A 16,170-nucleotide genomic window follows, 5' to 3' on the forward strand; every position below is an offset into this window, starting at 1 on the left:
GGGTTCTGCGAGTTCTCGAACCAGTTGCCCTCGATCAGCGAGTAGCCGCCCATGCGGATGTTGGCGCCCGAGGTCAGCAGGCCGCTGTACAGGTTGTTGTAAAGATGGGTATAGCCGGCGCGCTGCAGCGGCAGGCGCGAGCCCACATCCTTGTAGTAGTTGTGGTGGAACGTGATGAAGCGGTCGCTCGCGTCGCTGTCGCTGGAGCCGATCAGGCCGACCTTGTGGTGGTCGTGGATGTGGTTGTACGAGTAGGTGATGTGGTGGGCGCCCGCCTTGTTGTCGACGAGGCCGTCGAACTCCAGGTCACCAGCGCCGCTGCATTCCTTCAGGCTGCTGAACAGGGTGTTGTGGTCGATCCAGATGTAGCCGGGGATGCCGCCGCTCTGGCCTTCAATGCCGATGGCGTCGATGGAGCCGGGTAGCAGGCCGATCGTCATGTTGCGGATGATGATGTTCTGCGCCGCCGCCTTGATGGCCAGGCCGAAGTTGGCCGTCGAGCCGTTGGCGCCTTCGATGGTCACGTTGTTCTTGTTCTTGATCTCGACGATGGCGCCGGCCGGCTTCTGCCACTGCGTGCAGGCATCGGGGATGGTGCCGAAGTCGAACGTACCGGTGTAGCGCAGCACCAGGCCGGAGCTGCCGTCATAGGCATTGAGGGCGGCCTGCATCGCCGCGGCGGTGCTGACCGTCACCGCCGTCTTGGTTCCACCTCCGGTCACGGTGCCGGCATAGCCGTCACTGCTGCCGGCCGGAGCGGGTGCTGGCGTCGGTGCGGGTGAAGGGGCCGGCGTGGGAGCAGGTGTAGGCGCCGGTGTTGGTGCGGGGGTTGGAGCAGGTGTTGGCGCCGGCGATGCCACCGGGCCGATGGCGCATTTCTTTGTGATGCCGGGGTTGGGGTCGGAGCCGAAGGTCGCCGTCGTGCAGGCGATGTCGCCCTTGAGGTTCTTGATGACCCATTTGTCCTTGATGCCGTAGGACACGGCGCGCGTGCTGGTGCCGACCTTGCAGGTCTCGCCTTCGTCGGCGCATTTGGAATAGCCCGAGGGCCAGTCCACCGCGTGGGCGGCCGTGGCGGCCAGCAGCAGCGACATGGCCGTGCCGGCGGTGCGGATGACGGGCAGGGGCGGGGGCGTGAGTTTCTTCGTGATCATGGGTTGTTTGTCTCCGGTCGTTGTGTGGGCGCGCGGTTTCCGTCCGGATGCGCGCAGCGGGCCGTCGTCGGGGCCGAGGAGCGGCCGCCACGAAGGCTGTCGGGGCAAGGGAGAAGAAAACCGGTGCCGACGTCAGGTCACTACCGGTCGATCCGCGCGCTGGGGCGCGGCGACGTCAGGTCGGTGCGGCATCGCCGCGCATCGCGAGGCAACTATGAAACAGCGTTCTGTTTTTATGGATACGTGGTTTCACGTAGCCGATGAGTGCGACTTTGCGGCGCTCAGAGCTGGAGGGCTCGCTCCAGGAAGCCGCTCATGCCCAGACGTTCGAACTCCCGCCCGGCGCGGTCCCGTGCGGTCTGCCAGCGGTCGTCCAGCCGCAGCTCGGCTTCCAGCAGCGCCGTGACGGCGGCTTCATGCGCCGAGTTGCGCTGCTCGCCAGCGCCGCGGGCCAGACCGAGATAGCGTTTGGCCCGCTCGCTGTCCCCCATGCGCGCGGCCAGCCGGGCGGCGGCGCGGTAGGCCATGGCGCCGCCAATCCAGTCATGCTGGCGGCCGCGCTTGAGGGCCAGCGCGACGTGGTGGCGGGCCGCGCCGGCGTCGCCCTGGGTGGCCAGGATGTCGGCCAGCCAGCCGTGCTGGAAGCTGCTGTACAGGCCGCCGCCGCGCGGCGCCAGCCAGGCGGTGGCGTCCAGGATGTGCTGGCGCGCGGTCGGGTCGGCCTCTTGCATCCAGGCGCCATACGCGCCGGCCGCGTGGCCCATGGCGCAGGTGAACATGCTGCGCACCTGGGCGCCGACGCGGTGGGCAACGAGGGCGGCCTCGCGCGCCTCGGCCCAGCGGCCCTGCCACAGCAGCACGGCGGCGCGCCAGCCCTGGATGCTGGCCTCGACCGCATGGCCGCTGCCATCGAAGGGCGTCAGGGCCTCGGCAAAGATCTCGTGGGCCTGGTCGAAATGGCCCTGGTCGGCCAGCACATAGGCGCGGCAGCACAGCGAGAAGGACAGGCCGATCTGGTTGACCGCGCTCTTGCGGGCGCGCGCCCGCTGGCGGGCGATGGCCAGGTCCAGCATGGGCAGGGCGTTGGCGTAGTCGGCCGCGGCGGCCTGCAGCTGGCCGACGGTGCCGGGCAGCTGCGCGAGCAGCGCATGGTCGCCGCAGTCCTGGGCCGTCTCGACGGCGGCGCGCGCATGGCGCAGGCTGTCGCGCGTCTCACCCAGGGCGTAGCCGACATAGGAAAGCCAGTATTCGGTGCGGGCGATGAGGCCGGGCTCGGCTTCGGCCTTGGCCAGGGTGGCGGCATGCCGGAGCACGCGCAGGTCGTCCTGGGAGGCGTCGAAGACGCAGGCCATGCCCAGGCGCTGGGCGATGCCAACCCAGCGGCGCCGGCGCTCCGCACCGTCGGGAAGAAACTCCAGCGCGGCCAGGGCGGCGCGGAACTGCTTCTTGGCCCGGTCCAGCGCCGAGGCGGCCAGGGCCTGGTCACCGGCCGCTTCGGCGTGGTGGGCGGCGGCGGGCCAGTCGTTGGCGGCGGCGTCGTGATAGGCCAGCTGTTCGTGCAGGTCCTGGCCACCGTGTTCTGCCAGTTCGACGCTGATGCGCCGGTGCAGGGCCTGGCGTTGGTGCAGGCCGGTGGCCTCGTAGACGACGTCGCGCGTGATGCCGTGCTTGAAGCGCAGATGACCGGGGCGTTGGTCCGGGAAGATGAAGTCCTGGGCCGCCAAAGCCTGCACGGCGGGGTGCTGCTCCCCGCAGCCGGACAACGCCTGCAGCAGCCAGGACGGGATGACATTGCCGATGACGGCCGCCACGCGCACCAGCTGCGCCTGCTCGGGCGGCAGGCGGCCGACGCGGGATTCGACGAGGGCGGCCAGCCAGGCCGAGCTGCTCGGCCCGGCGACCAGGCCTTCACCCGTGTCGGCCGCGGCGTGGCAGAGCTCCTCGATGAAGAGGGGATTGCCGCCGGCGTGGCGCTGCACCTCGGCGGCGATGAAGGGGTCGATCTGCGGCAGCAGCTGCTGCACGGCGCGAGCGGCCTCGGTCTCGGTCAGCGGCGGCAACTCGATGAGGTCGGCATCGCCGTCGTTGGCCCCCGGCAAGGCGGGCTGCGGTCGGCTGGCGGTCAGCAGCAGCAGCGGCAGGCGCTCACGATCGGCAGCGGCGCGCAGCCGATGCAGCAGGCGCAGTGATGCGTCGTCGGCCCATTGCAGGTCGTCGATGAAGACGAGCTGGGGCATGCGCCGCGCCAGCGCGAGCAGCAGGGTCAGCAGGGCGTCGGCGCGCTGGCCGGGTTGGCTGTGCTGGGCGGCGAAGAGTTCGGGCGGTGCGTCGTGCAGGCCGCCGTCATGCATGTCCATGGCGCGCAGCATCTGCAAAAAGGGCTGCAGCGGCTCGGCGCTGAGGTAGCTCTCGCAATAGCCGCGGTGGATCTGGACGGCCTGGTCCTGGGCGTGGCGCAGGAATTCCTCGGTGAGCCGGGTCTTGCCCACGCMCGCGCCGGCGCGGATGCCCAGCCACAGCGTGCCGCCCTGCAGCGCGCGCGCGAGCGTGGCCTCCAGGGTTGCCAGCTCGCCGCCGCGGCCGACGAAGGGGGCGAGGCCGCGGCGCATGCTGGCCTCGAAGCGCCGGCCCACCGGTGCGCGGCCGAACACACGGTAGGCGGCCAGCGGCGTCGCACGGCCCCTCAGCTGCAGCGAGAAGCGCGGGCCGGTGTCGAAAAACTGGCTCTGCAGGCCCAGGCTCTCTTCGCTGGCGATGATCTCGTCACGCTTGGCGGCCTCGGACAGGCGGGCCGCGATATTGGGTGCGTTGCCGAGCAGCTCGAAGCGGCCACGCATCTGGTCGCCGTCGTTGACGAGGACGATGCCGGCGTGGATGCCGCTGTGCAGGGCCAGGCCGGGGAAGTCGGCGGGGCGGGGGCCGGGCGGCAGCAACTCGCGCACGGCGGCGTGCAGTTCCAGCGCGGCCTCGGTGGCGCGGCGGCCATCGTCCTCGCGCACGTCGGGGTGGCCGAAGACGGCCAGCATGCCGTCGCCCTGGATGCGGGCGATGACGCCGCCGTGGTGGGGCACGATGCGCTCGTACAGCGCGCGCAAGCCCCCGAGCATCGCCGCATAGTGCTCGGCCTCCATCCACTCGGCCATGGCGGTGGAGCCGCTGAGGTCGGCGAACAGCAGGGTTAGCAGTCGGCGCTGGCCGACAGGCGCAGGGGGGGCAGCGAAGGGCGCGGAGGACTCGGTCACGGCGCTGGTCATCCTAGCCGTTGCGCTTCGGGGCTGACCGCATGAACAGGCCGTTCTGGGGGCTCTGCTCTAGCTCTTGTCGCCTGCTGACCGTCGTCAACCTTGCAGCGGCACGAAATCCGTGTCCGCCACGGTGCGCGGCGCGTCGGGAGGCAGGTCTTCCTCGCGCAGGCCGAGGTAGATGGGCTCGCCGTTGCGGCGATGGATGTTGATCTTGGCGTTGTAGACGCGGTGGATCAAGCCGTGCTTGTCGGCCATGTGGTATTCGCTGATGCCCCAAAGCCCGGTCGAGTCGCGCCGGCCGGTCAGGTAGCAGGCGATCTCGTCGACCTCGGAGCCGGCGAGCTTCAGGCCATTGAGGCTGCGCAGCGGCGCCCGCGTGCGCTCGACGAAGTCCAGGCTGTCGATGTGCACGTCCTCGCCGTTGACCTCGTCGTGCATCAGCGTGTTGAATTTGCCGACCAGGATCTGGCCCGGTTCGGCGCGCTCGATCATGCGGGCGAGCTCGATCGTGACCTGGCCGACCAAATAGCTGAAGGACGTGGGGTTGAGGCCTTCGGATTGGTAGAACTCGTAGTGCGAGCCGACGTGGAAGCACGCGCGCAGCTTGGGCACCGACTCGGGGCGCGTCGCGCGCTCGAGCGCCAGCGCGTTGTCGGCGAGGATGAACTGCATCAGCTGGTACAGCTCGACATTGGCCTCGACGCCACGCATGCGGTTCCAGATGTAGAAACCGTCGCCGGTCGTCGTACGGGCGAAGTTGATGTTGATCTCGCGGTCCAGCAACTTGGCGTAGGCCGCGTTGACCGAGCAGGACAGGCTGTTGAGCTGCACCACCTGCTGCAGCGGCGTCAGCAGCGAGAAGCCGACCGCGTCGAACAGGATGACGGCGCGGTCCTCGACGAGGCGGATGCCGTAGCGCGCCGCGATGGCCGCGATCAGCGGCAGGCCCAGGCCCCGCTCGGGGTTGAAGGGCAGCTCGATGAGCTTGGGCACCACACTCAGCGCGGCGGCCACGCTGTCGAAGGCCTGCTTTTCGAGGTGCTCCTGGTTGGACAGCAGGTTGTCCAGCAGCCGCGTGCGCCGCGTCACCTCGGTCAGCGGCGAGGTGCCGTCACCCAGCGTGTACTCGGTCAGCATCTGGTGCGGCGCGACCAGCACGCGCAGGCCGCGCGGCTCGGGTGTCCAGGCGTAGATCAGGTTGTCGCCCAGGCCCCACAGCGTGTAGAGCGCCTGGTCGAGCAGGATGATGTTCTCGCGCAGTGCGGTTTCGCTCAGGCCGGCCGGTGCTGGATAAGCCATGAAGCCATCCAGCCAGGACCGGCGTTTGCGCAGCTCTTCTTTCACAAGCAGGCTCCAATCAGAAGCCTGGATTGTCTTTCACAGACGCGTGATTTTTTCACGCCAAGCCGAGTCGTCGGCACAGCCTGGGCCGTCGGCCTGCTGCGCCGRCGACTCGGCTCGGTGTTCCTGGGTCATTTGAATCCTCATGTGGGACTCAGACGCGGTGTCCGGTGATGGTCACGCGCGGCAGCTGGGCGACTTCACGCACGGCGTAGCCGGTGATGACGACGCGCGGCAGTTGGGCGACTTCCTGCGTGGCCTTGCCGGTGATGACGACGCGGGGCAGCTTGGTGACTTCTTGGGGGGCGGCGCTGGCGGCGAAGGCGGTGAACACGAAGGCGGCGACGGCGGCGGCTTGGATCAGGACGGTGGCTTTCATGATGCTTCCTTGGGGTTTCGTTCAGCGGGTTTGCTGTGTCGATGGAAGCAGTTTCGTCACTGGACACGGGCGCCGCCATGGCGCTGCGATGAATCGCCAGACGCGGGCCGCGAGCTGCATGCGGCCGCGACAAACCGCTAGTTCTTCGCCGCCAGGTTCTTGGCCAGGAAGCGCTCGACGCGCCCCCAGAAGTCTTCGTTGGTCTTCAGGTTGAACCAGCCGTGGCCTTCGTCGGGGTAGACCACCCATTCCAGCGGCTGGTCGGCGCGCAGCGCGGCCTTCATCTCGGTGCCGTGCTTCAGCGGCACGCGCCGGTCCTCGCCGCCGTAGGCCATCAGCAGCGGCATGCGGATCTCGCTGGCGCGCGCCAGCGGCGAGGTCTTGCGCATCTGCTCGGCGTCGCTGTCCGGGTCGGCCACGAGGCGCTTCATGCCGTAATCCTTCCACTCGTCGGACATGTCGCTCCAGCTGATGCTGCTCAGCAGGCCGATGTCGGTCACGCCCACCCAGTTGACGGCGCACTTGAACAGGTCCTGCTGCGTGACGGCGGCCATCATGGCGGCGTAGCCGCCATAGCTGGCGCCCATGATGCAGGCGCGCTTGGGGTCGGCCCAGCCCTGTTTCACGGCCCAGGCCAGGGTGTCGGCGAGGTCGTCCTGCATGGCCAGGCCCCATTGCTTCCAGCCGGCCTTGAAGTGCTTGAAGCCGTAGCCGGTGCTGCCGCGGAATTCCGGTTCCAGCACGAGGTAGCCGCGGCTGGCGAGGAACTGGGCATAGGGTGACCATGACCAGTGGGTGCCGCGGACATAAGGCCCGCCATGCACCAGCACGACGGTAGGCGTGGCGCCCTTGACGCCGCCGGCCGGCTGCGTGACCAGCACCGGCAGCTCCAGGCCGTCGCGGGCCTTGATACGGTGGTAGTCGCGCTGTCCCATGGCGGCGGCCGGCAGGTCGGTGCGGGTGCCGGCCAGCGACTGCAGCTGCTTCTCGGCCGTCTCGTATAGGTAGTACAGCGGCGGGCGCACGTCGGACAGCGAGGTGACGATGAAGTGGCTGGCTTGCACGCAGCGCAGGCATTCGATCAGGTTGACGCTGCCAGGCAGGCGAGCGTCGATGTCGGCTTGGGCGGCCTTCATCGCCTTGTCCAGCCACACGGTGCCGGGCGCGTCGGTTTCAAAGCGCACGCCCAGCAGCCGGCCTGTACCGGGCTCGGTGATGAGTCGGCCTTCGAAGTCGTAGCCGGGCGTGGAGATCAGCGGTTCCCCGTCCGCGTTGCCGGTCTTGGGGTCGACGCGGAAGACGGCGTCATAGCCGCCGTAGCCGCGCTCGCCCAGCATCAGGCCGTCCGGCCCGGCCCAGATCGGCCACGGGTGCTTACGCGCGTGGGGGTCGTCGTCGTACCAGGGCTGCCAGCGGCCCGCATCGTCGCGGCTGAACAGCTGGCTGCGGCCCTGGTGCTCGGTGTCGATGACGCGGGGTTCGCCGCGCCAGTCGAGCAGCCAATTCCTGGTGTGGTCGGGCATGCCCGCGCTGAGCGTGCGCGTGAGCCCGGTGCGGGTGTCCAGCCGCGCCAGTTGCACGCCCGTGGCCTCGCGTTCGTTCGACCAAGGCCGGCGCAGGACGATGACCTCGCCGCCGTCCAGCCCCGGCGGCACGCTGTGCAGCACCCAGTTGAAGTCCAGCCGCCGATCGTTGATCAGCGTCGCCGTGGTGACGAAGGGCTTGTCGGTCTTGATCAGCTGGCGGAGGTTGGCGCCTTCCCGGTCGACCGCCCACAGGCCCTGGCCGTTGACGCGCGTGGTGCCGTCCGGAGAGTCGGACACGTCGAACACCAGCCTGTCCTCGCTGATCCAATGGTGGGTCGAGATGTCAGCGTCATTGAAGCCGGCGATGAATTTGGGCGGCTGCATGGTCTGCAGGTCCAGCACGGCCAGCCAGATGCGGTCACCCTTGCCGGCGGCCTGAATGGCGAGATAGCGGCCGCTGGGGCTGAGCTTGGGCGCGCGCACCGCCGCGCGTTTGAAGAAGGCGGCGGCGGACGGCGGCTCTGCGGCACTGACGCCCGTGCTGGCACCCAGCGCGGTGGCGGCTGCAAGCAGGGCAGCGGCGAGGCGGTACTTCATGTGCGGTAGCGTGGTTTGGACGCGCCAGATTGTGGCGGCCTATCATGTCCGGTTCGCTTGTGAAAACTGCCATGGCCCTCCCGGATTTGCCCGCGCCTCCTGAATCCCGATTCATCCGCGTGCGCGGTGCGCGCACGCACAACCTGAAGAACATCGACGTCGACCTGCCGCGCCATGCGCTGGTGGTCATCACGGGGCTGTCCGGGTCGGGCAAGTCGTCGCTCGCCTTCGACACCCTGTATGCCGAGGGCCAGCGGCGTTATGTCGAGAGCCTGTCCAGCTACGCGCGGCAGTTCCTGCAGCTGATGGACAAGCCCGACGTGGACATCATCGAGGGCCTGTCCCCCGCGATCTCCATCGAACAGAAGGCAACGTCGCACAACCCGCGCTCGACCGTCGGCACGGTCACCGAGATCCACGACTATCTGCGCCTGCTCTATGCCCGCGCCGGCACGCCCTTCTGCCCCGACCACGACCTGCCGCTGGAGGCGCAGTCGGTCAGCCAGATGGTGGACGCCGTGCTGGCCATGCCGGACGAGGCCAAGCTGATGCTGCTGGCGCCGGTGGTGCGCGACCGCAAGGGCGAGTTCGTCGAGCTGTTCGCCGACCTGCAGGCCCAGGGTTATGTGCGCTTTCGCGTCGACGGCGCCACGGTGGAGGCGCCCGACATCCCGGCGCTGAAGAAGGCCGAGAAGCACGACATCGACGTCGTCATCGACCGCATCAAGCTGCGCCATGACGCGGCGGATTCGCTGCGCCAGCGCCTGGCCGAGAGCTTCGAGGCGGCGCTGCGCCTGGCCGACGGGCGGGCCCTGGTGATGAACATGGACAGCGAGCAGACGACACTGTTCTCCAGCAAGTTCGCCTGCCCGGTTTGTTCCTATTCGCTGCCGGAGCTGGAGCCGCGGCTGTTCTCCTTCAACTCGCCGGTGGGCGCCTGCCCGAGCTGCGAGGGCCTGGGCCAGGTCACCGTCTTCGACGCCGACCGGGTCGTCGCCTTCCCGACGCTGTCGCTGGCCAGTGGCGCGGTGAAGGGCTGGGACCGGCGCAACCCCTACACCTTCTCGCTGCTGGAGTCGGTGGCGGCCCACTACAAGTTCGACGTCGAGGCGCCGTGGGACAGCCTGCCGGCCACTGCCCAGGAGGTGCTGCTGCGCGGCTCGGGTACCGAAGACATCAGCTTCGTCTACCAGGCCGAGACGGCCGCGGGCAAGAAGCGCTCGGTCAAGCGCCAGCATCCCTTCGAGGGCATCCTGCCCAACCTGCAGCGGCGCTACAAGGAGACCGATTCAGCCGCCGTGCGCGAGGATCTGGCGCGCTACATGGCTGCCAAGCCCTGCACGGCCTGCGAGGGTTCGCGGCTGCGCCGTGAAGCACGGCATGTCGTGCTGCAGCCAGCCGATGCGCCGACGGGCGTGAAGGGCCGGCCAATCTTCGAGGTCGAGCATTCGACGCTGCGCGAGTGCCTGGACTATTTCGAGACGCTCAAGCTCAAGGGCAACAAGGCCGAGATCGGCGACAAGGTCATTCGCGAGATCGCGTCGCGGCTGCGTTTCCTCAACGACGTCGGCCTGAACTACCTGAGCCTGGACCGCAGCGCCGAGACGCTGTCCGGCGGCGAGGCCCAGCGCATCCGCCTGGCCAGCCAGATCGGCTCGGGCCTCACCGGCGTCATGTATGTGCTGGACGAGCCCAGCATCGGCCTGCACCAGCGCGACAACGACCGGTTGATCGCGACGCTGCGGCGGCTGCGCGACCTGGGCAATTCGGTGCTGGTGGTGGAGCACGACGAGGACGCCATCCGCGCCGCCGACTGGGTGTTGGACCTCGGCCCCGGCGCCGGCGTGCATGGCGGCCAGGTCATGGCCCAGGGCACGCCTGATCAGGTGGCGGCCAACCCGAATTCCTTGACGGGCCAGTACCTCAGCGGCGTGGCACGCATCGAGGTGCCCGCCGAGCGGCACAAGCCCGTGCAGGAGTCCCGGTTGCGCATCGTCAATGCGCGCGGCAACAACCTCAAGGGCGTGACGGTCGAGATCCCGGTGGGCCTGTTCACCTGTGTGACCGGTGTGTCGGGCTCCGGCAAGAGCACGCTGGTCAACGACACGCTCTACACGGCCGTCGCCAAGAAGCTCTACAGCAGCCACGCCGACCCGGCGCCCTATGACGAGATCGAGGGCCTGGACGCCTTTGACAAGGTCATCAACGTCGACCAGTCACCCATCGGCCGCACGCCGCGCTCCAACCCCGCCACCTACACCGGCCTGTTCACGCCCATCCGCGAGCTGTTCGCCGAGATGAACACCGCGCGCGAACGCGGCTACGGCCCGGGGCGCTTCAGCTTCAACGTGGCCGGCGGCCGCTGCGAGGCCTGCCAGGGCGACGGCGTGCTGAAGGTGGAGATGCACTTCCTGCCGGATGTGTACGTGCCCTGCGACGTCTGCCAGGGCCGGCGCTACAACCGCGAGACGCTGGAGGTGCTCTACAAGGGCAAGAACATCACCCAGGTGCTGAACATGACGGTGGAGGACGCCTACGAGCTGTTCAACGCCGTGCCGGCGCTGGCGCGCAAGCTGCAGACGCTCTTGGACGTGGGCCTGGGCTATGTGAAGCTGGGCCAGAGCGCGACGACGCTGTCGGGCGGCGAGGCGCAGCGCGTCAAGCTGGCGCTGGAGCTGTCCAAGCGCGACACCGGCCGCACCCTCTACATCCTGGATGAACCCACCACCGGCCTGCACTTTGCCGACATCGCCCTCTTGATGAAGGTGCTGCACCAGCTGCGCGACGCGGGCAACACCATCGTCGTCATCGAGCACAACCTGGACGTCATCAAGACGGCCGACTGGCTCATCGACATGGGGCCGGAAGGCGGTGCCGGCGGCGGCACGCTGCTGGTGGCGGGCACGCCTGAGGACGTGGCGGCCTGTGAGGCCAGCCACACGGGGCGCTACCTGGCGCCGTTGCTCAAGCGTTGATCAACGGCGCCTCTGGCGCGCCCTGAAGATGATGACGAGCAGGCCCAGGGCGATCATGGCCCAGGTGCCGGGCTCGGGCACGGCCGGCGTGTTCGGCAGGTCGATGGGGCCATCGGCGGGACGGATCGTGCCAGGCGGCAGGCCGGGCATGCCGATATTGACGAGGCCGGGACCGCCGCCGCCCGGGCCGGCGGGGCTGGGCGCGCTGCCGCCCGCCAGCAGGCCGCTGCCCTGGGAGGCCGAGCCACCGAGCGCCGGCACACCGGAGGCAGTGGCAAAGCTGTCGGGTGCCGCAGCGGCCATCGGGCCGGCGGCGGGCGCCTCAAACTCCAGCGGCGTGACGTCTTCGCCTTCACGGGTCGACGAGGCGACGTTGGCGGCCTGGGCCGGTGCCACGGCGCTGGGCTTGCCAAGGCGCTTGATGCGGCTGACGTTGCGGCAGACGGTGGGCACCAGGATGCAATGGCCGTCCTCGCAATAGACAAGGCCGCGCTCCTGCGTCGTCGCCGTCCACTTGCTGCGCGTCACGGTGCGGCAGACGGCGCCGGGGCCGAAATGCATGTCGCGGATCTCGGGGGCGTAGGTCGCCTTGCCCTTGATGCCGTCGCGCTCGATGACGGCGATGTCGTCATAGTTGCGCGCCTTCATGCGGGCCTTGAGCTTCTCGCGCGTGGCTACCGGGATGTCCTGATAGCGATCGACAGCCGCGACCACGTCACCCATGAACGGGTTGACGCCGGGGCGGTCCCAGCTGCATTGGGGCAGCGTGGAGCCGGCGGAAACGGCAAGGGCGAGGGTGGCGATCAAGGACATCGGAGGGCCCCATAAAAGGGACGCGCCCGAACCAGGGCGCATGTCCCTAGTATTAGGGAAGGCAAGGGTTTATACGCGTTGAAGACCCGCAAAGAGGGGGTGTCTGCGGAGTGAGATAAGTCACGCGAAACCGTGAAAACGATTGCCGCCACCGCGGCGCCGGGCGGGCCCGCCATTGCTGCTATCGTGCCTGCCGCTGTATCTCCCCCGACCTCCCATGTCAGACCGCGCCGCGCCGCTGGTGCTTTACGTCGAAGACGACCGCATCCACCTGATCCTGATGGAGGAGGTGTTCCGGCTGCTGCAGGGCTGGGAGCTGCGCATGGTCGAGACAGGCGCCGAGGCCCTGGCGGCCCTGGCCGAATGCCAGCCGGCGCTGGTGTTGGTCGACATGAACCTGCCCGACATGACCGGCCTGGAGTTGCGCGAACGCGTGGCCGCGGACGCCAGCCTGGCCGCCGCGTTGAGCGCTCGCTGGGTTGCGCTCTCGGCCGACAACCCGGGTGCCGTCGTGCGCGCCGCGCGCGCGGCGGGGTTCGACGACTACTGGCTCAAACCCATCGACGTGCCGGTGTTGCAGGCCGGGTTGCACAAGCTGCTGGGCTAGGGTCGGCCCGCCGCTGCAATAGCAGTGAACCCGCTGTGCCACGGTCAGCTGATATGGACGAAAAAAAGCCCGGTAGAACCGGGCTTGTGTTGACGAGGCCGCTTGCGCGGCGCCGCTTCACTTCAGGTGGCTGTTGATCAGCTTGGTCATCTCGAACATGTCGGCCTTGGCCTTGCCGAAGATTTCCTTCAGCTTGGCGTCGGCGTTGATGACACGCTTCTGCAGCTCATCCTGCAGCTTGTTCTTCTTGATGTATTCCCAGACCTTCTTGGTCACATCGGTGCGCGGCAGGGGAGCTGCGCCGACGATGGCCGCAAGAGCGGCGCTGGGGGTGAGGGCCTTCATGAAGGCGGCGTTGGGCGTGCGCTTCTTGGCGGGTGCTGCGGCTTTTTTGGCCGGAGCTGCCTTCTTCGCAGGTGCCGCGGCTTTTTTGGCCGGAGCTGCCTTCTTTGCTGCAGGCGCCTTTGCGGGCGCTGCTGCCTTCTTCGCCGGTGCGGCCTTCTTAGCCGGTGCCGCCGCCTTCTTCGCGGGCGCGGCCTTCTTCGCAGTTGCCATGTCGATTCACTCCATCAAAGGTTGTTGATGTGCCGGGTCCGGGTGAAGGCCGCGTAAGCCTTCAATACTCTCTAGCACCCTGCGGCGGCGATGGTACTGCGCTCCCTAGGGGAAGAGAAGGCTTTCATAGAGGGGATGACCCGCAAAGGCCCATGAAATCGGGCCTTTGAGGCCCTGCTTGTCGCTAGGCCGCATCACTTGGGCCTTCACGGGCCTTGCAGTCAGGCGATGTCGTCGCTGCCGGGCGCGCGCTTCATGCCGCTGAACATGGCGCCAACGAGGTTCTCGCGATGCCGCCAACTCGTCAAAAGGACGCCGCCGAGATGGCCGACCACGAGGGTCGCGACGAGCCAGGCGAGCGCCGCGTGCAGGTCCGACAGCCACTCGTAGCCCCACAGCCAGTCGGTCGTGTAGAGCCAGCCACTGAGCGTCAGCAAGGCGGCCGTGGACCACAGCGCCAGCACCATCCATCCGCCCAGCGGGTTATGGCCGACGTAGCGCCGCTCGCGCCCGGCGCGCATCGCGCGGGCATAGGCCAGCACCGTGCGCGGCCGGCGCACGAACTGGGCGAGGCGCGCGTAGCCATGGCCAACGAAGCCCCAGGCCAGCCGCAGCATCACGGCCGCGCCCGCGACATAGCCGGCAGTGTGGTGCCAGGCGTCGAAGTGGCTGGGCGGCCAGTGCCCGCTGATCCACGCGGTCGCGACGGCGGCCGCCAGCGTCCAGTGCAGCAGGCGCACAAGGCCGTCCCAGACGCGCACGCGCATGCTGATCTACTTCTTCTCGGCGGGCTGCTCGCCTTCCGGATAGACGCGCTCGAAGGTCTTGGGATTGAAGAAGGCCTCGGCCTTCTTGCCGGCGCCATCGAAGCCGTAAACCTCGTAGCAGCCGTTGTAGTTCTGGACCTTGCGGACCTTCCAGCCTTCGCCTTCGAGTTTTTTCTGGAGTTCCATCTGCGGCTTCTTCTCTTCCTTGGGCACGGCGGGGCAGGAGACGTTGCCGTGAGCGAAGGCGGCGGAGGCGGTGAAAGCGAGGAGAAGGGAGGCGAGGAATTTCATGGTGAGCCTTTCAACGGGAGTTGCCTGGCCAGAGCAGCGCCGGGCCGGCGTCGGCGAGAGTCTTGCAGCCGGAGAGCGCCATGGCGATCTCGAGTTCGTCGCGCAGCAGGCGCAGCGCATGCGCCACGCCCAGCGCACCGCTGGCGGCGAGGGCATGAACGTAGGGGCGGCCGAGCAGCACGGCGTTGGCACCCAGGGCCATGGCCTTGAGCACATCGGTGCCGCGGCGGATGCCGCCGTCGACGAGCAGCGGCACGTCGGGCCCGAGGGCGGCCCGCAGCGGTGGCAGCAGTTCGGCGGTGGGCGGCAGCGTGTCCAGCGTGCGGCCGCCGTGGTTGGAGACGATGAAGCCGGTCACGCCGCGGGCCAGGGCTTCACGCGCATCGTCGGTGTGCGTGACGCCCTTGAGCAGCAGCGGCAGCCGGCTCTCGGCGCGCAGCCAGTCGATCTCACGCCAGGTGGCGGCGCGCGGCATCAGGCCGTCGAAGAGCGCGCTCTGGCCGGGCTGCAGGTTCAGCGGCTTCTTGACGCCGCCGAGGTTCACCGCGCGGATGTCATCGGGCAGCTTGAAGCCGATGCGGCGCTCACGGTCGCGCGCGCCGTGCACGGGTGCATCAACGGTGAGCACCAGGGCCTGGTAGCCGGTGGCTTCGATGCGCTGGAGCAGCGCACGCATGAAGTCGCGGTCGTCACGCCAGTAGAGCTGGAACCACAGCGGGCCGGCACTCCGGTCGGCCAGCATCGGTGCGGCGACATCTTCCATCGTCACGCTGGCCTGGGCGCTGAGGATGAGGCCGGCCTGCTGGGCGGCGGCGGCATGGGCGATGGCCAGCTCGCCGTCGGCATGAAAAAGGCGCTGGTAGGCGATGGGCGCCAGCAGGATGGGGTGGCGCAGCTCGCGGCCGAGCAGCGTCACGCGCGTGTGGCCGCCGGAGAGGTCGCGCAGCACGCGGGGCTGCAGCTTGATGGCGTCCCAGGCCGCGCGGTTGGCGCGCAGCGTGATCTCGTCGGCGGCACCGCCGTTCAGATAGGCCCAGGCCTTGGCATCGACGCGGGTCTGGGCGGGCGCTTCGAAGTCGGCCAGATTGGCCAGGCCATCCGGCAGCGATTCGATGCGGGGCGCTGTCACGTGTCCGCCCACATGCGCAAGAGGTTGTGATAAGTGCCGGTCAGCTGCACCAGCTCGTCCGTCTCGCCCAGTTCACCGCGCAGCTTCATCAGGCTCATGTCCATCTCGTAAAGCAGGCGGCGCTGATCGTCCGAGCGCACCATGCTCTCGATCCAGAAAAAGCTGGCCAGCCGCTCGCCGCGCGTGACGGGTTCGACGCGGTGCACGCTGCTGCCGGGATAGACGACGAGGTCGCCGGCGGCGAGCTTGACGCGCTGCTCGCCGAAGGTGTCGGCGATGACGAGCTCACCACCGTCGTAGTCGGTGACCTCGCTCAGGAACAGGGTGCAGGAGATGTCGGTGCGCACGCGCTGCGCGCCACCTGGCAGATAGCGCACGGCCTGGTCGACATGGCTGCCGTAGGCGTTGCTCGCCCCGGCGTATCGGTTGAACAGCGGCGGCAGCACGCGCTTCGGGAGCGTGGCGGAGAAGAACAGCGGGTGCTTCTCCAGCGCCTGCAACACCAGCGCCTGCAGCTCGCGGTGCTGTTCGCGATCTTTCTCGCTCAGGGGCTGCAGCTGTTCGTTGTTCTTGACCTGCGCGGCCTGGCGGCCGGCAGTGCTGCGGCCATCGGCCCACGGAGCGATGGCCAGCAGTTCGCGGGCCCGGGCCACGCCGGCAGCGTCGAGGATCTGGGGGATCTTCAGCAGCATGGCGTGGCGCGGGCCTTTTGGGAGGAGGTTAGAACTTGTAGGTGCCCGTCAGCGCGACGACGCGGCCCTTGCCCGGGATGTAGTGGCCCGTGTAGAGGG

13 protein-coding genes are annotated in these 16,170 nt (G+C 68.7%); 2 read left to right on the forward strand and 11 right to left on the reverse strand.

Annotation, left to right across the window (positions count from 1 at the left end; all coding sequences use genetic code 11):
• From ACXJKR_RS08740 to ACXJKR_RS08760, 5 genes are all read right to left on the reverse strand, one after another.
• Positions 1–1,154, reverse strand: a 1,154-nt coding sequence (locus tag ACXJKR_RS08740) for a polysaccharide lyase family 1 protein (RefSeq protein WP_457322444.1), incomplete at its 3' end; no start/stop codon positions are given.
• A 281-nt stretch (positions 1,155–1,435) separates the two neighbouring features.
• Positions 1,436–4,396, reverse strand: coding sequence for an ATP-binding protein (locus ACXJKR_RS08745; RefSeq protein WP_457322446.1), 2,961 nt, complete (start codon positions 4,394–4,396; stop codon positions 1,436–1,438).
• 96 nt (positions 4,397–4,492) lie between these two features.
• Positions 4,493–5,743 (reverse strand): hypothetical protein, encoded by a 1,251-nt coding sequence (locus ACXJKR_RS08750; protein ID WP_056191403.1) that lies wholly within the window; start codon positions 5,741–5,743, stop codon positions 4,493–4,495.
• A 151-nt stretch (positions 5,744–5,894) separates the two neighbouring features.
• Positions 5,895–6,119, reverse strand: coding sequence for a hypothetical protein (locus ACXJKR_RS08755; RefSeq protein WP_056191405.1), 225 nt, complete (start codon positions 6,117–6,119; stop codon positions 5,895–5,897).
• A 137-nt stretch (positions 6,120–6,256) separates the two neighbouring features.
• The gene (locus ACXJKR_RS08760; RefSeq protein WP_457322448.1) at positions 6,257–8,242 is read right to left on the reverse strand and encodes an alpha/beta hydrolase family protein; all 1,986 of its coding nucleotides are present in this window, start codon (positions 8,240–8,242) and stop codon (positions 6,257–6,259) included.
• 71 nt (positions 8,243–8,313) lie between these two features.
• Here ACXJKR_RS08760 and uvrA point away from each other — a divergent pair, with 71 nt between their 5' ends.
• Positions 8,314–11,217 (forward strand): excinuclease ABC subunit UvrA, encoded by a 2,904-nt coding sequence (uvrA, locus tag ACXJKR_RS08765; protein WP_457322450.1) that lies wholly within the window; start codon positions 8,314–8,316, stop codon positions 11,215–11,217.
• On the opposite strand, the gene ACXJKR_RS08770 is transcribed toward uvrA, so the two are convergent.
• Positions 11,218–12,030: an MHFG family PEP-CTERM protein gene (locus tag ACXJKR_RS08770; protein WP_457322452.1), complete on the reverse strand. Its 813-nt coding sequence runs from the start codon at positions 12,028–12,030 to the stop codon at positions 11,218–11,220.
• Between the two features lie 217 nt (positions 12,031–12,247).
• Here ACXJKR_RS08770 and ACXJKR_RS08775 point away from each other — a divergent pair, with 217 nt between their 5' ends.
• On the forward strand, positions 12,248–12,637 hold the full coding sequence (locus ACXJKR_RS08775; protein WP_457322454.1) for a response regulator: 390 nt from the start codon (positions 12,248–12,250) through the stop codon (positions 12,635–12,637).
• Positions 12,638–12,754: 117 nt separating this feature from the next.
• On the opposite strand, the gene ACXJKR_RS08780 is transcribed toward ACXJKR_RS08775, so the two are convergent.
• From ACXJKR_RS08780 to ACXJKR_RS08800, 5 genes are all read right to left on the reverse strand, one after another.
• Positions 12,755–13,192 (reverse strand): SWIB/MDM2 domain-containing protein, encoded by a 438-nt coding sequence (locus tag ACXJKR_RS08780; protein ID WP_056191416.1) that lies wholly within the window; start codon positions 13,190–13,192, stop codon positions 12,755–12,757.
• Positions 13,193–13,413: 221 nt separating this feature from the next.
• Positions 13,414–13,959 (reverse strand): cytochrome b/b6 domain-containing protein, encoded by a 546-nt coding sequence (locus tag ACXJKR_RS08785; RefSeq protein WP_457322456.1) that lies wholly within the window; start codon positions 13,957–13,959, stop codon positions 13,414–13,416.
• A gap of 6 nt (positions 13,960–13,965) precedes the next feature.
• Positions 13,966–14,250: a PepSY domain-containing protein gene (locus ACXJKR_RS08790; RefSeq protein ID WP_056191418.1), complete on the reverse strand. Its 285-nt coding sequence runs from the start codon at positions 14,248–14,250 to the stop codon at positions 13,966–13,968.
• A 10-nt stretch (positions 14,251–14,260) separates the two neighbouring features.
• Positions 14,261–15,379 carry an alpha-hydroxy acid oxidase gene (locus ACXJKR_RS08795; protein WP_457322458.1) on the reverse strand — a complete coding sequence of 373 codons (1,119 nt, stop codon included), beginning with the start codon at positions 15,377–15,379 and terminating at the stop codon, positions 14,261–14,263.
• Positions 15,376–16,071, reverse strand: coding sequence for a Fe2+-dependent dioxygenase (locus ACXJKR_RS08800; protein ID WP_457322460.1), 696 nt, complete (start codon positions 16,069–16,071; stop codon positions 15,376–15,378). Before ACXJKR_RS08800 ends, ACXJKR_RS08795 begins: the two co-directional genes overlap by 4 nt.
• Between the last annotated feature and the right edge of the window lie 99 nt (positions 16,072–16,170).

The sequence above is a fragment of the Roseateles sp. P5_E11 genome (assembly GCF_054049355.1).

What these genes read in the sequence shown, in the direction of transcription:
- ACXJKR_RS08760 (WP_457322448.1), bottom strand. Translation starts at nt 8,242, where the DNA reads ATGAAGTACCGCCTCGCCGCTGCCCTGCTTGCAGCCGCCACCGCGCTG.
- ACXJKR_RS08770 (WP_457322452.1), bottom strand. Translation starts at nt 12,030, where the DNA reads ATGTCCTTGATCGCCACCCTCGCCCTTGCCGTTTCCGCCGGCTCCACG.
- ACXJKR_RS08775 (WP_457322454.1), top strand. Translation starts at nt 12,248, where the DNA reads ATGTCAGACCGCGCCGCGCCGCTGGTGCTTTACGTCGAAGACGACCGC.
- ACXJKR_RS08755 (WP_056191405.1), bottom strand. Translation starts at nt 6,119, where the DNA reads ATGAAAGCCACCGTCCTGATCCAAGCCGCCGCCGTCGCCGCCTTCGTG.
- uvrA (WP_457322450.1), top strand. Translation starts at nt 8,314, where the DNA reads ATGGCCCTCCCGGATTTGCCCGCGCCTCCTGAATCCCGATTCATCCGC.
- ACXJKR_RS08780 (WP_056191416.1), bottom strand. Translation starts at nt 13,192, where the DNA reads ATGGCAACTGCGAAGAAGGCCGCGCCCGCGAAGAAGGCGGCGGCACCG.
- ACXJKR_RS08790 (WP_056191418.1), bottom strand. Translation starts at nt 14,250, where the DNA reads ATGAAATTCCTCGCCTCCCTTCTCCTCGCTTTCACCGCCTCCGCCGCC.
- ACXJKR_RS08785 (WP_457322456.1), bottom strand. Translation starts at nt 13,959, where the DNA reads ATGCGCGTGCGCGTCTGGGACGGCCTTGTGCGCCTGCTGCACTGGACG.
- ACXJKR_RS08800 (WP_457322460.1), bottom strand. Translation starts at nt 16,071, where the DNA reads ATGCTGCTGAAGATCCCCCAGATCCTCGACGCTGCCGGCGTGGCCCGG.